The 17,997-nt window shown below is 59.2% G+C and carries 16 protein-coding genes and 1 pseudogene; 9 read left to right on the top strand and 8 right to left on the bottom strand.

Annotated elements, in window-relative coordinates:
- Positions 1-186 precede the first annotated feature (186 nt).
- Positions 187-1,626, bottom strand: coding sequence for an IS1182 family transposase (locus tag AOQ71_RS07490; RefSeq protein ID WP_057743882.1), 1,440 nt, complete (start codon positions 1,624-1,626; stop codon positions 187-189).
- Between the two features lie 337 nt (positions 1,627-1,963).
- Here AOQ71_RS07490 and AOQ71_RS07485 point away from each other — a divergent pair, with 337 nt between their 5' ends.
- A complete protein-coding gene (locus tag AOQ71_RS07485; protein WP_057743879.1) occupies positions 1,964-2,158 on the top strand; it encodes a hypothetical protein in 195 nt (64 codons plus the stop codon).
- Between the two features lie 159 nt (positions 2,159-2,317).
- On the opposite strand, the gene AOQ71_RS07480 is transcribed toward AOQ71_RS07485, so the two are convergent.
- The 3 genes and pseudogenes from AOQ71_RS07480 to AOQ71_RS07470 all read right to left on the bottom strand — a co-directional run bounded on the left by AOQ71_RS07480 (position 2,318) and on the right by AOQ71_RS07470 (position 6,357).
- Positions 2,318-2,815 (bottom strand): cupin domain-containing protein, encoded by a 498-nt coding sequence (locus tag AOQ71_RS07480; RefSeq protein WP_057743898.1) that lies wholly within the window; start codon positions 2,813-2,815, stop codon positions 2,318-2,320.
- A gap of 897 nt (positions 2,816-3,712) precedes the next feature.
- Positions 3,713-4,633 (bottom strand): adenylate/guanylate cyclase domain-containing protein, encoded by a 921-nt coding sequence (locus AOQ71_RS07475; protein ID WP_162268331.1) that lies wholly within the window; start codon positions 4,631-4,633, stop codon positions 3,713-3,715.
- A 329-nt stretch (positions 4,634-4,962) separates the two neighbouring features.
- Positions 4,963-6,357: pseudogene (locus tag AOQ71_RS07470) on the bottom strand (IS1182 family transposase).
- 238 nt (positions 6,358-6,595) lie between these two features.
- Here AOQ71_RS07470 and AOQ71_RS07465 point away from each other — a divergent pair.
- Entirely contained in the window at positions 6,596-7,432 is an 837-nt protein-coding gene (locus AOQ71_RS07465) for an ABC transporter substrate-binding protein (RefSeq protein ID WP_083514029.1), read from the top strand.
- An 878-nt stretch (positions 7,433-8,310) separates the two neighbouring features.
- Positions 8,311-8,523, top strand: coding sequence for a hypothetical protein (locus AOQ71_RS07455; RefSeq protein ID WP_057743865.1), 213 nt, complete (start codon positions 8,311-8,313; stop codon positions 8,521-8,523).
- Here AOQ71_RS07455 and AOQ71_RS47420 read toward each other — a convergent pair.
- On the bottom strand, positions 8,471-8,671 hold the full coding sequence (locus AOQ71_RS47420; RefSeq protein WP_245316781.1) for a hypothetical protein: 201 nt from the start codon (positions 8,669-8,671) through the stop codon (positions 8,471-8,473). The two genes, AOQ71_RS07455 and AOQ71_RS47420, sit on opposite strands and share 53 nt — an antisense overlap.
- Between AOQ71_RS47420 and AOQ71_RS44890 the strand changes: the two genes are divergently transcribed.
- On the top strand, positions 8,579-8,965 hold the full coding sequence (locus tag AOQ71_RS44890; RefSeq protein WP_157083424.1) for a hypothetical protein: 387 nt from the start codon (positions 8,579-8,581) through the stop codon (positions 8,963-8,965). The two genes, AOQ71_RS47420 and AOQ71_RS44890, sit on opposite strands and share 93 nt — an antisense overlap.
- Before the next feature lie 221 nt (positions 8,966-9,186).
- Here AOQ71_RS44890 and AOQ71_RS07450 read toward each other — a convergent pair whose 3' ends face one another.
- Positions 9,187-9,537, bottom strand: coding sequence for a hypothetical protein (locus AOQ71_RS07450; RefSeq protein ID WP_157083423.1), 351 nt, complete (start codon positions 9,535-9,537; stop codon positions 9,187-9,189).
- A gap of 554 nt (positions 9,538-10,091) precedes the next feature.
- The gene (locus AOQ71_RS07445; RefSeq protein WP_057743859.1) at positions 10,092-10,373 is read right to left on the bottom strand and encodes a hypothetical protein; all 282 of its coding nucleotides are present in this window, start codon (positions 10,371-10,373) and stop codon (positions 10,092-10,094) included.
- Between the two features lie 965 nt (positions 10,374-11,338).
- Here AOQ71_RS07445 and AOQ71_RS07435 point away from each other — a divergent pair.
- From AOQ71_RS07435 to AOQ71_RS07415, 5 genes are all read left to right on the top strand, one after another.
- Positions 11,339-12,718 carry a tetratricopeptide repeat protein gene (locus tag AOQ71_RS07435; RefSeq protein WP_157083422.1) on the top strand — a complete coding sequence of 460 codons (1,380 nt, stop codon included), beginning with the start codon at positions 11,339-11,341 and terminating at the stop codon, positions 12,716-12,718.
- 393 nt (positions 12,719-13,111) lie between these two features.
- A complete protein-coding gene (locus tag AOQ71_RS07430; RefSeq protein WP_057743896.1) occupies positions 13,112-14,908 on the top strand; it encodes an NAD(P)/FAD-dependent oxidoreductase in 1,797 nt (598 codons plus the stop codon).
- A gap of 50 nt (positions 14,909-14,958) precedes the next feature.
- Positions 14,959-15,189 (top strand): hypothetical protein, encoded by a 231-nt coding sequence (locus AOQ71_RS07425; protein ID WP_057743850.1) that lies wholly within the window; start codon positions 14,959-14,961, stop codon positions 15,187-15,189.
- A 609-nt stretch (positions 15,190-15,798) separates the two neighbouring features.
- A complete protein-coding gene (locus tag AOQ71_RS47415; protein ID WP_245316778.1) occupies positions 15,799-16,383 on the top strand; it encodes a hypothetical protein in 585 nt (194 codons plus the stop codon).
- Positions 16,384-16,512: 129 nt separating this feature from the next.
- Positions 16,513-17,364 (top strand): response regulator transcription factor, encoded by an 852-nt coding sequence (locus AOQ71_RS07415; protein ID WP_245316777.1) that lies wholly within the window; start codon positions 16,513-16,515, stop codon positions 17,362-17,364.
- On the opposite strand, the gene AOQ71_RS47410 is transcribed toward AOQ71_RS07415, so the two are convergent.
- Positions 17,361-17,726, bottom strand: coding sequence for a beta-barrel domain-containing protein (locus AOQ71_RS47410; RefSeq protein WP_488226145.1), 366 nt, complete (start codon positions 17,724-17,726; stop codon positions 17,361-17,363). The two genes, AOQ71_RS07415 and AOQ71_RS47410, sit on opposite strands and share 4 nt — an antisense overlap.
- Positions 17,727-17,997: the final 271 nt, after the last annotated feature.

Raw genomic sequence — 17,997 nt, 5'->3', positions numbered from 1 at the left:
GGGTCTTGGTTGCGTGAAAACGCTTCAGTGCGGGGTGACGCGGCCGTGAACGGCCCCTGTGAGGGCCAGCTAACGCCAAAGTGGCATATTTTCCGGCAAGGTGGCGGAAGCCGGTCCATTGGCTTGCCTTGGTCACTGTGATCGATCGATAAAGGTTGGCGGCACGCGCACGACAGCGCTCCTGCCTCATGCCTGCATCGCCGCGATCAGCGCACCGACACCCATGATGTTCATTGCGCGTGTGAGATTGTAGGCGAGCACGTGCAGCGCCATCTCGGCGGCGACCTTCGGCAACCGCTTCGTCAGGAAGTGCGTCGCGCCCATGCGCATCTTCAGTGTGCCAAACGGATGCTCGACCGTCTCGCGACGGCGACGCATCGCCTGGGGATCGGCGTCGAGCCGCCTCTGGGCATCCTCCATGACGTGTTCATGTTCCCAACGGGAGATGACGCGGTTCTTGGCCGTGGTGCAGCGCGCCTTAAGCGGGCAGCTTCCACAAGCTTTCGTGGCGTAGCGCCGAATGGTGCGTTCGCCATCCACTGTTGTAAGCCAATACGCCAGCAACTGGCCCGCCGGGCAGCGATATACATCCTGCTTGGCCAGGTATGCGAAGTCGTGCTTGCCGAACTTGCCCTTCGCCTCCATGCCCGTCGTATTCGGTTTCGGCAGTGTCACAGCGATATCGGCGTCGGCGCAGGCTTTGATCTCCTCGCCTGTGTAGTAGCCGCGATCGGCCACGGCCTCGAGCTTGTCGACGCCGAGCACGGCCTTGGCCTGTTTACCCATGTTGGCGAGTTGTGCACGATCCGAGCCGCTATTCGTCACCTCGTGCGCGATGATGAGGTGGTGCTCGGTATCGACGGCAACCTGCACATTGTAGCCGACGACACCGGAGCCGCGGCCACTCGTGGCCATGGACCGACTGTCGGGATCGGTCAGCGAGATCTGCTGGTCCGGTGATGCCAGCATTGCCTGTTCGCAGGCTTCGAGCTTCTGCATCTCGCTCGCGAGCTTGGTGAGCTTCTCCTTCAGATGCGCCGTCTTCGCGGCGAGAGTCTCAGATGGCTCCTGCAGATCTGCGGTGTCCAGCTGCGCGAGATAGCGCGATACGCTCTCCTCCAGCTGCTGGCGACGGCGCTCGACCTTGCCCTTCGTGAAGTTCTTGTCACGCGTGTTGACCGCCTTGAACTTCGAGCCGTCGATGGCGACGCTCGCCTTCGTCAACAAGCCCATCTGCCGGCAAAGTTCGACGAACTTCGCGCACACCTTCTTGATGGCGGGGCCGTTGTCGCGGCGAAAGTCGGCGATCGTCTTGTCGTCGGGCGAAAGCCGCTGCAACAGCCAAATCACCTCAAGATTGCGCCTCGCCTCGCGCTCGAGCCGGCGGCTCGACTGGATGCGGTTGAGATAGCCGTAGATGTAGAGCTTGAGCAGCGGCGCAGGGTGATAACCGGGCCGGCCGGTTGCCGCAGGCTCGACGTCCTTGAAGCCCAGCTCTGCCAGATCGAGCGCTTCGACCAAGGCATCGACCGCGCGAACCGGATTACTCTCATCGACCCAGTCGTCGAGGCATTCGGGCAACAGCGTCGATTGCGCTCGGTCCGCCCCTTCAATGAACCGATTCATTGATCGTCTCCAAAAACCCCCAGACGATCTCTATCTGACTCGTCGTTTTCACGCAGCCAGGGTCATTCGCGTCGATTTGGGCGCGTCGCAGATATGTCCTGTCTGACCTCGATTACTGACGCCGGAGGCTGTCGCGATCTTCGCCTTCGGGGCTAAAAAGGGACCTGGGCTAACGCCCGTCGCGAAGGCTCGTATCGGGCCTGTAACTTGTCTCCGAACTCGTCTGCGATGCCTCGCAGCGACGGTGCCTCGTCAGGTTGTCAGGTTCGTCAGGCCAGCATTGCAACGTTGCGTCTGGACCGATTCAGGGGCGCAGCGCCCTATCGCGGCGCGGGATTTGCTGACGCCGCACCGCGACGTGTTGATCGTGCTGTCTACGGTGCTGCGGATCAGGCGCACGCTGGACGGCGCTGAGATCGATGAGATCATTCGGGACGTGGTTGCGCGCAAGGTGCTGACGGTCGAGCATCGTCGTCGTGCCGAATGGCGCAAGACCGGGGTGGCCGCGAGCCCGCTTCCGAGCGGAATGTGATCACGCCAATGCCATAGCCTCGTCACAGTCTGCACCAGATCGGATGCAGTAATCAGCGACATATGGATCGGAAGGCACGGCGGATGTAACCGGCCTGATGACCTTGAAGGGCCCCGACGTGCAATCTCGTCGGGGCCTTTTGCTTGACGCGTTCAGCCGCTATTTCGCGGCCTGTTTGCTCGGGTCATCGGCCGGGTTGACATAGTTGATAGCGAACGGCCCGGGTCCGGCGATCTGTACCACAGTCTCCTCAGTGGTCCAGGCATAGTGGTTCATGCCTGCTGGCATTTCGACGAAAGCTCCGGCCTTGAGGGACTGCCCCCTGTCCATGTCGAGCTTGTCGCCGAGACCTGCTCGGAAGTCACCCGCGATCACCGTCACGAACTCGTCGGTGGGGTGGTTATGAGCCGGGACTTTGTAGTTGGCCGGCATCTTGAGCCGCATCGTGAACAGCCCCTCCTTGCTGGGATCACCAGCGATGACGGCGAACTGCGCGCCGGGCGGGATGGTCGGTGGAGCGGGACCCCACTTGATGTCTTCCACGTTGACCGGAGGCTTCATTTGCATCTCGGCGGCGTGCAGTGCCGGCAGGATTTGTGCTGCTGCTAGGACAGCAAGGCCAGAAGCAACAGCAAATAGTGCCATTGGTCGCTTCATTTCCTTCCTCCTTGGCTTACTTCTCACTTCACTCACCACAAGCGAGGGAGGCGAGCTCCCCCGGCAAGCTCTCAGATACGGTGGCCTCTTTCTGTTCGACGGCTGCGCGTCGCACCAGCATGCTACGACGGACACGCTTCGCATTCGGATCGACACCGGCCAGACCAACGCCGATCGATCAGGGTATGAGGACCGCAGCGAACGCCATTGCGATAGGAAGCAGCCCGAGGCCGATCGCGCCCGCTCTGTACGCAATAGCTTTGTCGAGTAACGATTTGGACGGGTGACGCATAACTAAGCCCTCTGCTCGCAGAACCTAGCCGTAGAGCAGCATGCACCCGCTGAAGGAAATGCGCTAGGGCTTCGTTTCGCAGTGCATCAGTATGGGATGATTTAACCAATTAACGCCGACAGCAATCGAGGGCCGCCCTTGGCCCACACAAAGTCGATTGTCTGCCCGCCATGTCGCTGTTTGGTGACCATCAGGTCATTCATTGCCTTGAGCCTGAACTGGCGTCCTCTGCGCGCCTTGCACGTTCTGGCTCAGCAACGCCAGCGCAGAGCCTTAGCTCGTCCGGCCAGCGGTCGGCGCTCAGGGTAACGCAGTGACTGCATCGGTAATCGGCGCAATAGATCAGGACCCCGGGCACGCCCATCTCGCGCATGTCACCAAAGGTGATCTTTTGGGGTCTCATGAAACAGATCAAAGCGCTCTGGAGCCCGCCGGCAAATTGTCAATCTGTTGGGGATGGTATGGGCGCCGAACTACTGCGCGTCGTGGGTGTGGACAGGTCCGCTCCTGCGGGTAAACCGGACCTGCCTCATGCGAACGCCAGACCGCCGCTTTTGACCCCAAAGGAGCCATAGCTGTATTGCAGCCGCGCGGCGCTTCCCAAGCTAATGCAAGATGAAGGCGGTCAGTAGCTCGGCTTTTCCCTTCAGGTCTAGAGTGGTGCGGTCCGCCTGCGGCTTCTCCCCGGAAAGCGCGCCGTAAACCTTCTCCGAAACTAAGATCTGGTTGGCGCCGGCCGCACTCTGTAGGCGTGCAGCCGTGTTCACCACGTCCCCGATAGCAGTAAAATTCTTCGACTTTCCCGTGGCCAGCGAGCCGACTTGCGCCTTGCCCATGTGCATTCCGGCACCCACTGGCAACGACTCCGCGCCCTGCCGCGCCGTGTCGATCAGCCGTCTCGTCGCTGCAAGCATGATGTCCGCGGTTCTTGCGCCGAGCGAGGGCATATCCACGCAGTAGATGGCCATCACCTGGTCCCCGATGAAGTCAACGAAGGCGTCATCGGATGTCAGCACGTGATGAGCGCTCGCATAGAAGCGGCTCACCAGGGCGGTCGCGTCGCGCGAGCTGTGGGTCTCGGACCACGAAGTGAACCCACGCAGGTCCGCGAAAACCACTCCAACTTCCAGCTCGTGAGTTGTTATCGGCATGGCCTCGAAGCAGCTCCGGCAGTAGTTTGGGTTCGCCGCCGACGGTCTGATGCCGAACACTTTGCCGACGCCACCGAACGGCACCATGCAGAACCTGCATCGCGGGTCCGACGGCAGTAGCCTTAGCATTCGCCGGGATCTGCCCACGAATCCAATCTTGCACAGTGTCAACATCAGCGGGCTGTCTTGCGTCGATAGCCGTCGGACGACCCAGGCATCGTAATTGCAAATCAGCGAGATCAGTCCCAGGAGGAGCAGGGGGAGCAGGAGAAGGCCGGCCCAGACGGAGACGTACACTGCCACTAGTATCGCAAGCAGCACTACAATGATTTCGAGGCAGACCACCCCGATCTCGAAGTATCTCGCCTTCGCCATAGGCGCCACCGAAGTGAGCCGACCGACAGATGCCGTCAGCATCATCTTATACCAACCCCAGGTCTACTTGAATCAAAACTGGCGGTGGGATCGGGGTCCCCCTTGCGACTTATAGGTACAAGAGTAGTCTGGATGCGATTCCGCGTGTAGGCATAGAGACCGGTCATGGCCCATTGCTGCCGTATCCCACGGCCGAGGATATGTCGGCTGTCAGGCGGATTCTGTTGCAAAACTCCTTGAGCCTGAAGGCGGGCGGTGGTTTCAAGTCTGAGCGTCGTCGATCGCACCCGTTTTGGGGTCTTTGACGCTCTGAACTCATCACGGGACACCTACGCAAGGCAGTGCCCCGTCGAAGGCGGTGGTGCGTGGTTGAGGAGTCTGGCGAGCCGCCGCAGGTTCTGCGCGGTTGCCGTCAGCAAGACCTCATCCTTGATGCCACTCAAGCCGCGCAGCCGGAACCGGTCGCGCCTGAGAATCCTTTTCATGTGGGCAAATCGCATCTCGACCTTCTTGCGCTCGCGGTGCGACTGCTGGAAGGCCTCGGTATTGGCCAAAGCCCGGACTTGGTCGCGCAGTTCTTCGTTGAGGTCGCGGGTCACTTTGCGCGCCACGGCCGTGGTGCACTTGGGCTTCAGCAAGCAGCGCGAGCAATCATTCTTGCTGGCTCTGTAATAAACTGTATGGCCCTGGTCGATGTTGCCTGTGCTGGTCAGTTCGGCCTGGACAAACATAGACATTGCGGGTCTGGTCGAAGACGAAGCCTGCCCTGCTGAATTTGCCATCGGAACGTACCGATTTGTCCCAAACGGGAACGTGCGGTGTGATGTTGCGATCTGTCAGCCATTTGAGCAGCTCGACTGCGCCATAGACCGTGTCGCCCGCGAGCCTTTTGGGCCGCAGATTGAAGCGGCGATCGACACGGTCCACCATGGTCTGGGTGACCGCGATCTCGATCGATCGGTTCGCTCGCGTACCTACGGCATCCATGATGATGCCAGCCTTGTTATCGATCAGATAATTTGCATCATAAGCGAAGAAAGGATCGACGCCCGGCCTCGCAACCCAGGTTGCTTGCGGATCGGTCAGCGAGACCTCCTTGGGAGGCGTGCGTGGCTGGCCTCCTTCACCGGGGCCGTCGTCGTCTCGTCCGCGATTCTCATCATTGCCGGCATCGAGGACGGCGAGATACTCGCGGACCGCATGGGACGCTTCTTCTGCCTTCGGCCAGGCAATCGGCTGATCACCCGGCATTCTTTTCTTCTTGTCGACGTCCGCCTTGATCAGGCTCGCATCGACGGAAAACGCCTCGCCGCCGACCAGTCCGGCCGCAATGCTCATACCCACTACACCCTCGAAGACCCGCCGGAAGGCGTCACTCTCGCGAAAGCGTTCCTGTCGCGCACGGCAGAACACGGAATGGTCAGGTATCTTGTCTTCGATCCCGAGCTTGCAGAACCAGCGATAAGCCAGGTCAACCTGTATCTCGGCGCAAATCCGTCTCTCTGAGCGGATTGCAAAAACATAGCCGACCAACAGCATCCGGATCATCAGCACCGGATCGATCGAAGGCCGGCCCGTATGCGAAAAGGTGCAAGCTCGTCGCGGACCCAGCCTAGATCGAGTACGCGATCGGTCTGGCGAACCAAATGGTCGAAGGGGACCACCTTGTCCAGGTCAAACGAATAGAAGAACTGACCTTGGCCGTTCTCCCGCCGACCCATCATGCGCGGCTCCCCGCCAATGATCCTCAGAATCAACGGAATCACGGAATGCGAGTCGTCTCAACGGGAGTTTTGCAACACAATCAGGGGTAGATTCGGACCCAGCTTGAACCGGGCCAAACCGTCGCGATTGACCCCAATTCGGACATTCGGTCGCAGCGTCGGAAGCCAATTGTTCGCCATATCTCATGCGGCGATCCCGCAAAGGTGCTAGGCTTTAGACCTCGATGAGGCATTCCTCTTGCGACGGCGCGATTTCATCACTTTTTTTGGTGGCGCGGCGGCAGCCTGGCCGCTTGTCGTGCATGCGCAGAAATCGCTGCCTCGGATTGGGTGGTTGGTATTTGGCGATGCTGAAAGATTGGGACCAGTCGATCAGTCGCTGAAGGACGCACTCGCGCAAGCCGGGATCCTCGATGGACGCAACGTAGAAATCGTCTTCCGCTATGCCAACGGAGTGCCGGATCGACTTGTGGAATTGGCCACTGAACTTGTCGCGCAAAGGCCCACTCTTCTGCTCGCCATTGGCGGTGATGTTATCAAGCCACTGTTTGAGGCAAGTAAAGGTAGCGTACCCATCGTCGGTGGCGTTAGCGATAACCCGATCCGGTCGGGAATCGCCGTGTCTCTTGCTCGACCAAGCAAGAACTTCACCGGGATCACGTTTCTTACGGATGAAATGGCAGCGAAGCGAATAGAATTGCTCAAGCAAGTGGCCCCGAACGTCAGGAAGGTTGGGGTGATATTTAATCCCCAACATTTCGATGACGAAGTGACTTTTGCTCGGCGCGGCGCCGAATCACTCGACCTTGAGCTAACCGCTTACCCGATAAACGTGATCGCCGATCTCGACACCGCGCTAAAGGGGGTGGAAGCAAGCCGCGCTGATGGCTTGCTCGTCATTTCTTCACGTCTGACTGGCGTTGTTGCCGCTAAAATCGCGCAATACGGCCAGGAGCGTCGTCTTCCCGTGATTGCGTCGTGGCGGGAATTCGCAGATAGCGGTGCCTTGCTGTCCTATGGTCCGAGCCGAAGTTTTGAGGCCAAACGTCTGGTGGGCTATGTGCAAAAAATCTAAAACGGGGAGAAGCCGGCAGATTTGCCGATCGAGCAACCTGTGAAATTCGAGCTTGTTATCAATCTCAAAAATTGCCAAGGTCATCGGGCTCACGGTACCGCCATCTTTGCGCGACCGCGCCGACGATGTGATTGAATGAGGCCGTTGAGGACTTCAACGCAAGAGTCCGTTTGTGGCCCATCGCGTACATGCTGCTCCGTCCCCGTTTGGTCCGCTTCTTGGGGCCACGCGGACAGTCACGCTGCCGCCCCGGTTTTCCTTCTCGGCCTCGCACATCTCGATTTCGAACCGATCATCTAGCGGCGGTCTCTAGAGCCTTGCCTCAGCTTACGACGCGCGCATCGCGCACCAGATATCGCGCTCGTTAAGGGACAGGTTACTAGTCACTGTCACCATTTACATATGGGTCGTCGCCATACGCGGCAGCGCATTCTAAGAAACGGTCTAATATTTCGACACGCTCGGTTGGCGGTCTCTTTCAGGAGAGGCCCAATGTTTAAGTGCTTCACAGTGGCAGTTGTCGCGCTGATTAGCACAGCGCAGGTGGATCACTACCTAACCAACGGTTGGTACACCGACGCGGCCATGGCTATGTTGCGGCAAATCAGGCATGCGTTTGGGTTTTAGATAATCGTTTCGCGCGGAGCCGCGTGATGGACATTTCATGGGCTGATCTCGATGGCGCTGAACAGCGCACCATTGCGGTGTTGGGAGCCGGACTTTCGATTGAACTCTGCGACCCTGTTGCCCTCCAGACGTTAAGGCGGCTCGGTCTCATTATAGGGTCCCATTTGACCGCTGCCGGACACAATCTGCGAAGGGATGCCGTAGTGAAGAGTGTCGCGGGCTAAGCGTTTGGGGGGGACTAGGGGCGAGGGATGCCAAACGCGATCGAGCTTATTGTGAACGGATACGTTCGCCTGAATGATAGGGCGGCTCTCGACGATTTGCGCATGCAGCGCCGGAAGTTGGCCGTGGACCTAAAGGCGCGCACTGGATTTGATTGCCGCGCAACCCTTCAGGAGATCGAAGAAGATATTATCGTGATCGAGATCGGGCTGGCGCAATTGGATGGCGCGGCGACGACCTAAGCTGCCGACCTAGATCGTCCGCCTGGGTAACCCGCAAGCTGCGAACGTAATAACCTTGTCTTTCAACGGCCGCTTTGATCTCGTCGCTGACTTTCAGAACTCTTCTTCTTTTCTTGCGCCAGTTGTTCTGCGAGCAAACGACAGGTATCGCAGAGCCATTGCTCAGGACCAGCAACTCGCGCTTGTCATTGCGATAGACATCAAACATTTTGCGTCTCCGCTGTTTGCATTAAGTAAGCGCGAAATATGTTTCGGTCGTCGCAATGGACGAGACGAGCTTAGTACTTTGAATGGCGAAGCTGGTTGTAAATTTGCAACGGCCGCGAGTTTACTTCACCACGTTCCGGATTTGGAACGAGCTGACGTAGGTACGGACCAGAGTACTGAATTCCGCCACATGAGCGTGAGCATACGCGCGAATGCACAAAATCCCCCGCTGTGATCACTGCGAAGATGAGTTCGCGCAACAAGAGCTGACCGTTTTTGCGCCACCGGGCGGGGACGGCGAGCTGATCTGCGCTCGGTGCATCGAGATCAAGCTGCGTCGAGCTGTCGCGTGGTGATGAACTTATGCCCTCGATGCACACGCGCTCCACACGATGAGCTTAAGAGGCAGTCTCGCCGGCCCGTTCCGGCTCGTCAGTAGGAGTCTCAGTAAACTCCTCAAAGTTTTATGAGCCGTCGGGTAATGATTCGTTCTACGCGCGTATCCACAATTGTGTACTCATAGGGAGGTTGTCCACCCTGGTCGCCCTCAGGTGCGCGAGTTCCTGTGCGCTTCACCAGACCGGCATCTTCCCAGTTCTTGATTTTTGTTCGTGCGCTTTGCGAGTTAACGCGGAATGCAGATTGGACGTCCTTATTTATGAATACGATGTCTTGCAAGCGGTAGATCTGACCAAGGGTTTTCTCGGGATACACTGCGCTGATGCGCTCCTTGACATACTTGTCCAGCCCTTCCTCAATCGACTGCTGGGTGAGGAGACCTCCGGCAGGATTGGAGGCATTACGCATGTCGTGCTCCACGACTATCGTATCCATTACCCGCACCAATTCGCGCGGAGATCGCATTCAAATTGAGATAATTGAGCGAGTGGCCTCTGCCACATCGATCTCAGGCTGAAATAGGTCGGAAAGCCGAAGATTGCGACGGAGCGAGCGGTCGACACCCAATGGCGATGGGTACTCTCGTCGTAAGGCTCACCATTGTCCTCGTTGACCACGAGTTCGGGTGGGATCTTATCCAGTTGAAGCCGAAGCTCGAGTTCTATTCGTGCACGCGAGGCATTTAGTCGTGCGCTGAGTTGTGGCGCCTCTTTGATGTCGACAAGTTCGCCGGTCTTGCTCTGTCGATGGCTTCAAGTGATCGTCATCGCTTAGCTTTGAACTTTCTCGCGAATTGACGAGGTGCCTGTTCTCTCTTCGCGAAGGAGGCCGAAATTAGCCCTAGCAAGCTGCTAGGGCTAAACGGATGGAAGATTGCACGCGACGTGAATCTGTGTCGCATGTTCGTCAGCGTGCGCTAGGATCGCTCGTCAGAACGACGCGCCGCTGCCATCGGCGGATGCTTAGGTGCTCGCGCTGACCCAGCCGAAGATCACCATCACAACGCAGCACACAAAGACGAACGCCTGCCCGCTCATCTCCATCCAGTAGCGAACCGGCGATGTGTCCCGTTCGTAGACGGGCCTCGGCAGCCACACGTCGATCATCCAGTCTAGAATGGTCGAACTGTGATAGAAGCTCCTGATCTTCCTGTCGGCATAGCCGGCCCGCAGCGTGCGGAGGCAATCGATGGCCAGATAGAGGCCGAACAGGCGCGCAGCGATCTCGTAAAGGAAGAACTGCATAGAACGTCCGTTCGTCAACCATCGGTGGCCGGTGCCGTCGTGCCGCCGATCGGTAGGGTCAAGGCCCAGGCGCGGACATCGCACCCGGCTCTTAGTGTGGCCGTATCCAGTGTCGGTTCAAATGCCAGGCAATGATCGTCGTTCCGGTCGGGAGCGACCAGCCCAGGCACGGGTCGATTTCGATTTGTCAGATTGGCCAATCTCCAAAACGGCTTGCTTCATGAATTGAATAGGCCGTTCTCAGTGGGTACGGCTTAAGATGCTTCTGCGCCTGTGATCTCTGAGAGTGCCGCAGCTTACCTGTTCCTCACGAGAAAAGGTAAAGCTGCAAGGGCAAACGCGTCGCAATGCGGCTCCTTGCCCATTGGCCGAGTTCTTCCATAACATCTCATTGCGAATGTCCGTTCTTGGGAGCAAAATGGACGCCAGTCGAAATTTCCAAGTCGACTGAGGGCCCAATGGGCCACGTTGCCATTGCAGCCCGACGCATTCTGCTATCATTTTCCGGGAGCCGTCTCCCGGCTTGGCCACGCGGTTGTGGGGTTCCAATGGCGGAGCTCGATCTCGCGGATATTCAGACAGGCCACCACGTTGCATGAGCAAAGCGCGCAGTCCTGCTCACAGATATCGTCGGGTCGGTGGGTCTTATTGAACAGGACGAAGTGGGCGTCATCACCCATTGGCTTAATTTCGTCGAGCGCGTTAAGCGGGATATCCTTCCGCCGAACAACGGACGGCTCGTCAAGGGTCTCGGCGACGGCATGCTTCTGGACTTTGCCGACGTCCGATCGGCCGTATCGGCGGNNNNGGCTCTCGCCATTCAACACGAAAGCAGGCGCCGCGGCCGAAGACGTCGTTGTCTTCGATAATGACGTCGCTAACCTCCATGCCCGTGCGCAGCATGATCTGGCAGTCTGCCGGCCGACTCGCGTTCGCTCGTAAATCTTGCCGCTAGACTTATGAGCTTGGCCGGGCCGGGCGAGATCGTAGTTTCCCAACATGTGCGGGATGGTCTGACGCCCAGCCTCGACGCCGAAGTCGAGGATCTGGGCGATTGCTATGTCAGGGGCATTCCCCAGCCGGTCCGCGCCTACAGGGTCGGCCCGCCAGGGCCGCAGCCAAGGGCGGGGTCTGCGCTGTGGTTCGACGAGATGGCGCCGTCGATTGCCGTTGTTCCCTTCACGTCCCGCAACCTCTGCAACGATAACGGGGTGGTCGGCGAAATCCTTGCCGAGGAAATTATCAGGCGGCTTTCCCATTGGTCAGACCTCAAGCTTGTATCGCGTCTGTCGACAACTGCCTTCAGCGGGCGAAATGCCTCGCTGGAGGAGATCGGGGCGCACCTGAGTGCTGACTACGTGCTATCGGGCGCCTACCGGGTTGGCGACGGACATTTCAAGCTTGATGTCGAGCTGGCGGAAACCAAGTCCGGCCGGATTCTCTGGGTCGAAAGACTAGAAGACCGTCTCGCCGCCATCGTGAGTGGCGAGCAGGAGTTGATCGGCCGGCTGGTAGCCGGCGTCGACACGGCGGTGACGAGCCGAGAGCTCCAGCGCTCGCGCACACAGCCTCTCCCGACCCTCAAGGCCTACACCCTACTCATGGGCGCCGTCAATCTGATGCACCGCCTGTCGTTGCCCGACTTCGGGGAGGCTCATCTCCTCCTGCAGACGCTGATCGATCGCGGCGTGCGTCATCCGCTTCCTGTGGCCTGGCTCGGCAACTGGCACGTCTTGCGGGTCTCGCAGGGCTGGTCCGAGGATCCGCAGCGCGACACCTATCTCGCGTCAGAGTGCACCAAGCGTGCGCTCGACATGGATCCTGACAATTCGCTGGCCCTTGCTGTCAACGGGTTCGTGCACATCAATCTCCTGAAGAAGATCGACCTTGCCGAGAATTCCTACGAGCGTGCCCTGGCCGCCAATCCGAGTAACGCGTTCGCTTGGCTGCTGAAGGGTACACTGCACGCTTTCAAAAGCGAGGGAGAGCAGGCGGTCGAGCATACCGAGCGCGCGCTGGCGCTGTCGCCGCTCGATCCGCACCGCTACTTCTACGATTCGCTGGCCGCCACCGCTGCCGCCGCCGCCGGCAAGTACGGGCGCGCGCTCGAACTGGCGCAACGGTCGTTCAAGGCCAATCGCAAGCACACCTCGACGCTGCGCGTCATGACGGTCGCGCAATGGCTCCTCGGCCAGCACGACGATGCGCACAAGACGGTGCAGGAGCTGTTGAGGCTGCAGCCGACTATGACGGTCAGCGGCTGGTTGAAAGGTTCTCCCGCCGCGTCATACGAAATCGGACGGCAGGCTGCGGAAGTGTTTCGTCGAGCGGGAGTACCCGAGTGACGCAAAAAGATGATATCGCTTCTGCAACCGAGGACGCCTGCCTCAAGGCGACCGGGCTGTAAATCGGCGCCGAACCACGATTCCTTCGCTGTCATCTGAATCAACGACTTGGCGCGCCGATCGGCGCAGGGACCCCACGCCGATTAACACTTCAAGACCATTGCGAATTTCCGCAAGGACAATGGCAACGCCATGGTGCTATGACATTTCCTGATGACAAACTTCCGGCAAAGCGAAACATGAGCAATCCGCAGATTGACGCAACGCGGCAAGGTGCCGGTCTTCGATTAGAAGTGCTGTGAAAAAGTTGATCCGCGTAAGTCTGGCTTCGGTCGATAGTTCAGATAAGCTTGCGACAATCGCAGAAGATCAAAAACTCCTTGGGAGGAAATGATGCTCGACACCACCCCTAACGCGCGCATCCAGGCCTTTCTCGACAAATTCGAAGCGGCGCTTGTGGCAGGCGACGTGGATGCCGCCGTAGCGATGTTCGCACCCGAGTGCTACTGGCGCGACCTCGTTGCCTTCACCTGGAACATCAAGACCATGGAAGGTCGCGATCAGATCCGCGAGATGCTCAACTCTTGCTTGGCGCACGCAAAGCCACGCAGCTGGAAAATAGCCGACGAGGAAAGCGCTACTGAAGCCGACGGAGTGACCGAATGCTGGATCTCGTTCGAAACCGAGGTCGCTCGCGGCTACGGTCTAATCCGTCTCCAGAACGGCCAGATCTGGACGCTTTTGACGACGATGGTCGAACTGAAGGGTTACGAGGAGAAGGCGGGCTTCACCCGGCCGCTTGGCGCCCGCCACGGCGTCAATCCAGGCGCCAAAACCTGGAAAGAATTGCGGGACGAGGAAACCGAGCAGCTCGGCCTTAAAACACAGCCGTACGTGCTCATCATCGGCGGCGGCCAGGGTGGCATCGCACTCGGCGCGCGGTTGCGCCAGCTCGGCGTGCCCACCATCATCGTCGAGAAGAACGCCCGTCCCGGCGACTCCTGGCGCAACCGCTACAAGTCGCTCTGCCTGCATGACCCGGTCTGGTACGATCATTTGCCCTACATCGACTTTCCGAAGAACTGGCCGGTGTTTTCGCCCAAGGACAAGATCGGCGACTGGCTGGAGATGTACACCAAGGTCATGGAGCTGAACTACTGGACCGGCACCACGGCCAAACACGCTGACTGGGACGATGCAAAAAAGGAATGGACGGTCGTCGTCGAGCGTGATGGCAAGGAGATCACGCTCAAGCCGAAGCAGCTGGTTTTTGCCACCGGCATGTCCGCCAAACCGAACATACCGCAATTCAAGGGCATGGATACCTTCAAGGGTGAACAGCACCATTCCTCGCGCCACCCAGGTCCCGATCGCTACAAGGGCAAGAAGGTAGTCGTGATCGGCTCGAACAACTCGGCACATGACATCTGCGCCGCGCTGTACGAGGCCGGCGTCGACGTGACCATGGTGCAGCGCTCGACGACCCATGTCGTGCGCTCGGATTCGCTGATGGCATCCATCGCCGACCTCTATTCAGAGCGCGCCGTCCGCGGTGGCATGACGACAGCCAAGGCCGACCTGATCTTCGCCTCGCTGCCTTACAAGATCCTGCATCAGTTGCAGAAGCCGGTTTATGACAAGATCCGCCAGGATGACGCCGATTTTTATGCAGGGTTGACGAGAGCCGGTTTCCGGCTCGACTTCGGCGACGACGATTCCGGTTTGTTCATGAAGTACCTGCGTCGCGGCTCGGGCTATTACATCGACGTTGGCGCCTCGCAGCTCATCATCGACGGAAAGGTCAAGCTGGTCGCAGGCCAGGTCGAGGAAATCACGCCCAGCGGTGTCAAACTCGACAACGGAAGGGAGCTGCCTGCCGATGTGATCGTCTATGCTACAGGCTACAGTTCGATGAACGGCTTTGTCGCCGACCTCATCAGCCGGGAAATGGCCGACAGGGTCGGCAAGGTCTGGGGACTAGGCTCGAATACGACCAAGGATCCCGGCCCATGGGAAGGCGAGCAGCGCAACATGTGGAAGCCCACACAACAGGAGGGGCTATGGTTCCACGGCGGCAATCTGCACCAGTCGCGTCACTACTCGCAGTTCCTGTCCCTACAGTTGAAAGCTCGCTATGAGGGCATCCCGACCCCCGTCTATGGCCTGCAAGCCGTCCATCACAAGGCATAAGGCTTCGTAGCATACGGTCGTCTTCGCGGTTTGACGTGGCCCATGGCTGCATGGGCCTGGCAAGCTCGTGCGCCCATGGCGGCACGTCGGCGGCTGGCTCGTTCATCCAAACCCTCACGATGGTCGATGTCGCCACCGGCTGGACGGAGTTGCCTGCCGTTGCTGACGCGGGAAGGTTCGCTCGTCGTCGAGGCGATCAACCGCGCCAGAAGCTTGACTATTTCTGGCAGCACCACCTCGGCAACTACCTGAAATACATGACGGAGCAGTATGCCGCCTGAGCCGGCGATGACATTCGGGGCAAGAGAGTCAAGCTTCCACGCGACCAGGCCGGCGCCGCGACGTACAGTCTGTTACGCCGCTTTCTGTAACTTGATCCCGGGGCGCAGCCCGGCGCGTTGCGCAAGCCGGACCAGCATGCTCAGGCTGAACCGGTTGATCTTTCCGTTCTTGATCTCCGATGTCCGGCCTGAGTAACGCCGACGCAACCAGACCGTTATGAGCGGCTGAATGTCGGTCAGCTCCTATTATCTCTTGCGATTTTTTTTCGTTCACGCAGTTTCTGGTGCGAATCTGGTGCGGTGCTCCGAAACCCGCCCGAAGGCCCTGAGTCGGCGATCGGCAGCGGTTGGTAGCGCAAACCTTCAGATGAACTCGCAAATTGCAGAAGAGTCCAAGGGCGGACCAAATCGGCCATGATTGCTTTCACGATTGGCCTTTTGCGGTCATGTCGGCCCGGGTCTGGAGCCCGATCTCATCCGCCCCTCCAGGCATGGGCAGGACAACGGCGCGCGCTTAATGGGCGCTTAATGCTTTTGCGCAACAGATAGATCACCAGCGCGGAAGTCCAAGTTACGAATGCGAGCCGAGCTCCCGAGGAGGGGAATCGGATGGGACTGATTTTTGTCGGAGTGCTGGCAGGAATCCTGATCGGCTTTGGCTGGTTCGCGCCTTCCCGAGGGTATTTCCTCGGGTGCGCGTCACGACCCTGTTTCGACAGGGGCGCCGTCGCCCAACCCGCGCGACCAATGCCGACGGCGTTGGCGCAAGAGCCTGCGGTGGTCAGATCGAATTCCGCAACGCCGTCAAAGCCCGGCAGGACTTCATCTCGGAAGAAACGCGGATCGGCCGACCTTGCCAAAGCGCCGTCCCCGCGGACGACGATCAGCGTCCCGGCACCGGAGCGGACCGCGGAAAAGTCGGATCCTGCTCTGGACAAGGCGAAGGTTGCGATCGCGACGCAGTTGGGGGATCCGGAAACGGTCGAACTCAGCGACGTGAAGCGCGCAATGCGAAAGAACATACTTGGCCGTCGCGTGGATACGATTTGCGGGCGCGTGAAAGGAAGAAGCGCGTCAGGCGGCGAGACTGGAGAGAGGCCGTTTCTATATCTCGTGAAGGAGGATGAAGCATATGTCGTCGACGGCAAGTCAGGGTCGGCGGCCTCAACTGCGTATCGAAATATCTGCAATTAGGTGATGCGTCGACTGAGCCACCGCGCGGTATACGCAAAAATGATTTGAGGGGAAAGAATTTCCACCCAGGTGTCAAGCGATCCAGCAGTGGATGCGGCACTACCTCTCGTGATGATGCATTCGGGATGAATGCAGCAGCAGGGGAGACGCAATACGGAATGGGAATATCGCGGAAATTCTTTTCATCTCGAGGACATCATGCACGACATAACCAACACTTCAAAACGGCTCAATGAATCGCTTCACTTGCCGGTTCTGGTGATCATCGAGCCGCTCCTGTTGCCTCGTACATGCATTCTGCACGTCCTCAGGAGGGAGTTGGACGAAGTTGAGATCCTTGACATGGCAACGGTCCAAGGCCTGGACTGCACGTCAGCCCGCGATGTTCGTCTGGTGATGCTGAGTATCGCGAACAAGCCGATCGGCGATCCCTCGGTTGAGGACGATCTCGCCTTCGTTGCGGAGTGTTGTCCCAACGCCGCTACTGTGGTCCTGTCAAACCATGACGACGAGCCGACCGTGCAGGCCGCGATGCAGCGGGGCGTGCGTGGCTTTCTTTCCACGTCGCTGCCCATCGAGATCGCGGTAGCTGGCCTGCGCCTTGTTCTTGTCGGCGGCGCCTACAGGCCGTTGTCCGTGGCCGGGATGAACAGGATACCGGATTTCGAACCGCCGGATGTTCGCGCGCTTGCGCCCTCATATCTGATGGGCGAGGGAACCAGAGTGGCTATCGACAGGAGGGTGACCGATCTCACGCCTCGCGAGCAACAGGTTCTGGCGGAACTGGAACTCGGCCTGCCCAACAAGCTGATCGCCGCCAAATTGGGCCTCTCGGAAAGCACAGTCAAAATGCACATTCAGCATATCATGAGGAAATGTGCTGCGCACAATCGCACGGAAGCCGTCCTCCGCTGGCGCGGCCGGTTGCCCGCGCAGAGTCGCGATCATGACCCCGGCGAGGCTCCCATGCATGAGACTTAGTCCTCTCTGAATGCGCCACGGAAGCTGTCGAGCAGGGGCCTGAGCGCGTAGAGAGCCACGGTGCCGCGTCCTGTCGTGATGAACACTTGAACCGGCATGCCGGGGATGATCTGGATGTCGTTAGCGACGATCTGCCCGTCGTCGATCCGAACCCTGGTCGCGTAGTATGGCTGGTCGGTCCGCTTGTCGAGGAGCCGGTCTGCGGATACGTGCACGACGGTTCCCTTCAGGCGAGGCACGCGACGCTGATTATACGGTACGAGGTAAACTTCGGCACTGAGGCCGGGATGAACTACATCGATGTCCTCGGGCCTCAGGCGCGCGGTTACGATGAGACGGTCTTGCCGGGGCACCAGGTCCATGAGCGGAGCACCCGCTCCGATGACGCCGCCGGATGTATGAACCCGCAGATCGGTTATCACACCGTCCTCGGGCGCCTTGACCTCCGTTCGCGATAGCTGATCCCTGGCCGCAAGCAACCGCTCGCGAAGCTGGAACATCTGGCTCTGTGCTTCACGAAGCGACTGTGCGATCTCGTTCTGTCTCTCGCTCTCGAGCTTGAACAATGTGGCCTGCTGTTCGCTGATGACCTGCCCGGCGCGGGAAATCTGCGCGGTGATCTCGCCGCGGCGG

This window comes from Bradyrhizobium manausense (genome assembly GCF_001440035.1).
GTDB classification, from domain to species: domain Bacteria; phylum Pseudomonadota; class Alphaproteobacteria; order Rhizobiales; family Xanthobacteraceae; genus Bradyrhizobium; species Bradyrhizobium manausense.
This window is presented reverse-complemented; position numbering and strand designations above follow the sequence as displayed.

Excerpts from the sequence above, each read along its gene's own strand:
- AOQ71_RS07475 (WP_162268331.1), bottom strand. The coding sequence starts at position 4,633 with ATGGCGAAGGCGAGATACTTCGAGATCGGGGTGGTCTGCCTCGAAATC.
- AOQ71_RS07480 (WP_057743898.1), bottom strand. The coding sequence starts at position 2,815 with ATGAAGCGACCAATGGCACTATTTGCTGTTGCTTCTGGCCTTGCTGTC.
- AOQ71_RS07450 (WP_157083423.1), bottom strand. The coding sequence starts at position 9,537 with ATGCGTAATGCCTCCAATCCTGCCGGAGGTCTCCTCACCCAGCAGTCG.
- AOQ71_RS47410 (WP_488226145.1), bottom strand. The coding sequence starts at position 17,726 with ATGGACCTGGTGCCCCGGCAAGACCGTCTCATCGTAACCGCGCGCCTG.
- AOQ71_RS07445 (WP_057743859.1), bottom strand. The coding sequence starts at position 10,373 with ATGCAGTTCTTCCTTTACGAGATCGCTGCGCGCCTGTTCGGCCTCTAT.
- AOQ71_RS07455 (WP_057743865.1), top strand. The coding sequence starts at position 8,311 with ATGCCAAACGCGATCGAGCTTATTGTGAACGGATACGTTCGCCTGAAT.
- AOQ71_RS07490 (WP_057743882.1), bottom strand. The coding sequence starts at position 1,626 with ATGAATCGGTTCATTGAAGGGGCGGACCGAGCGCAATCGACGCTGTTG.
- AOQ71_RS07430 (WP_057743896.1), top strand. The coding sequence starts at position 13,112 with ATGCTCGACACCACCCCTAACGCGCGCATCCAGGCCTTTCTCGACAAA.
- AOQ71_RS47415 (WP_245316778.1), top strand. The coding sequence starts at position 15,799 with ATGGGACTGATTTTTGTCGGAGTGCTGGCAGGAATCCTGATCGGCTTT.
- AOQ71_RS07415 (WP_245316777.1), top strand. The coding sequence starts at position 16,513 with ATGCAGCAGCAGGGGAGACGCAATACGGAATGGGAATATCGCGGAAAT.
- AOQ71_RS07425 (WP_057743850.1), top strand. The coding sequence starts at position 14,959 with ATGGGCCTGGCAAGCTCGTGCGCCCATGGCGGCACGTCGGCGGCTGGC.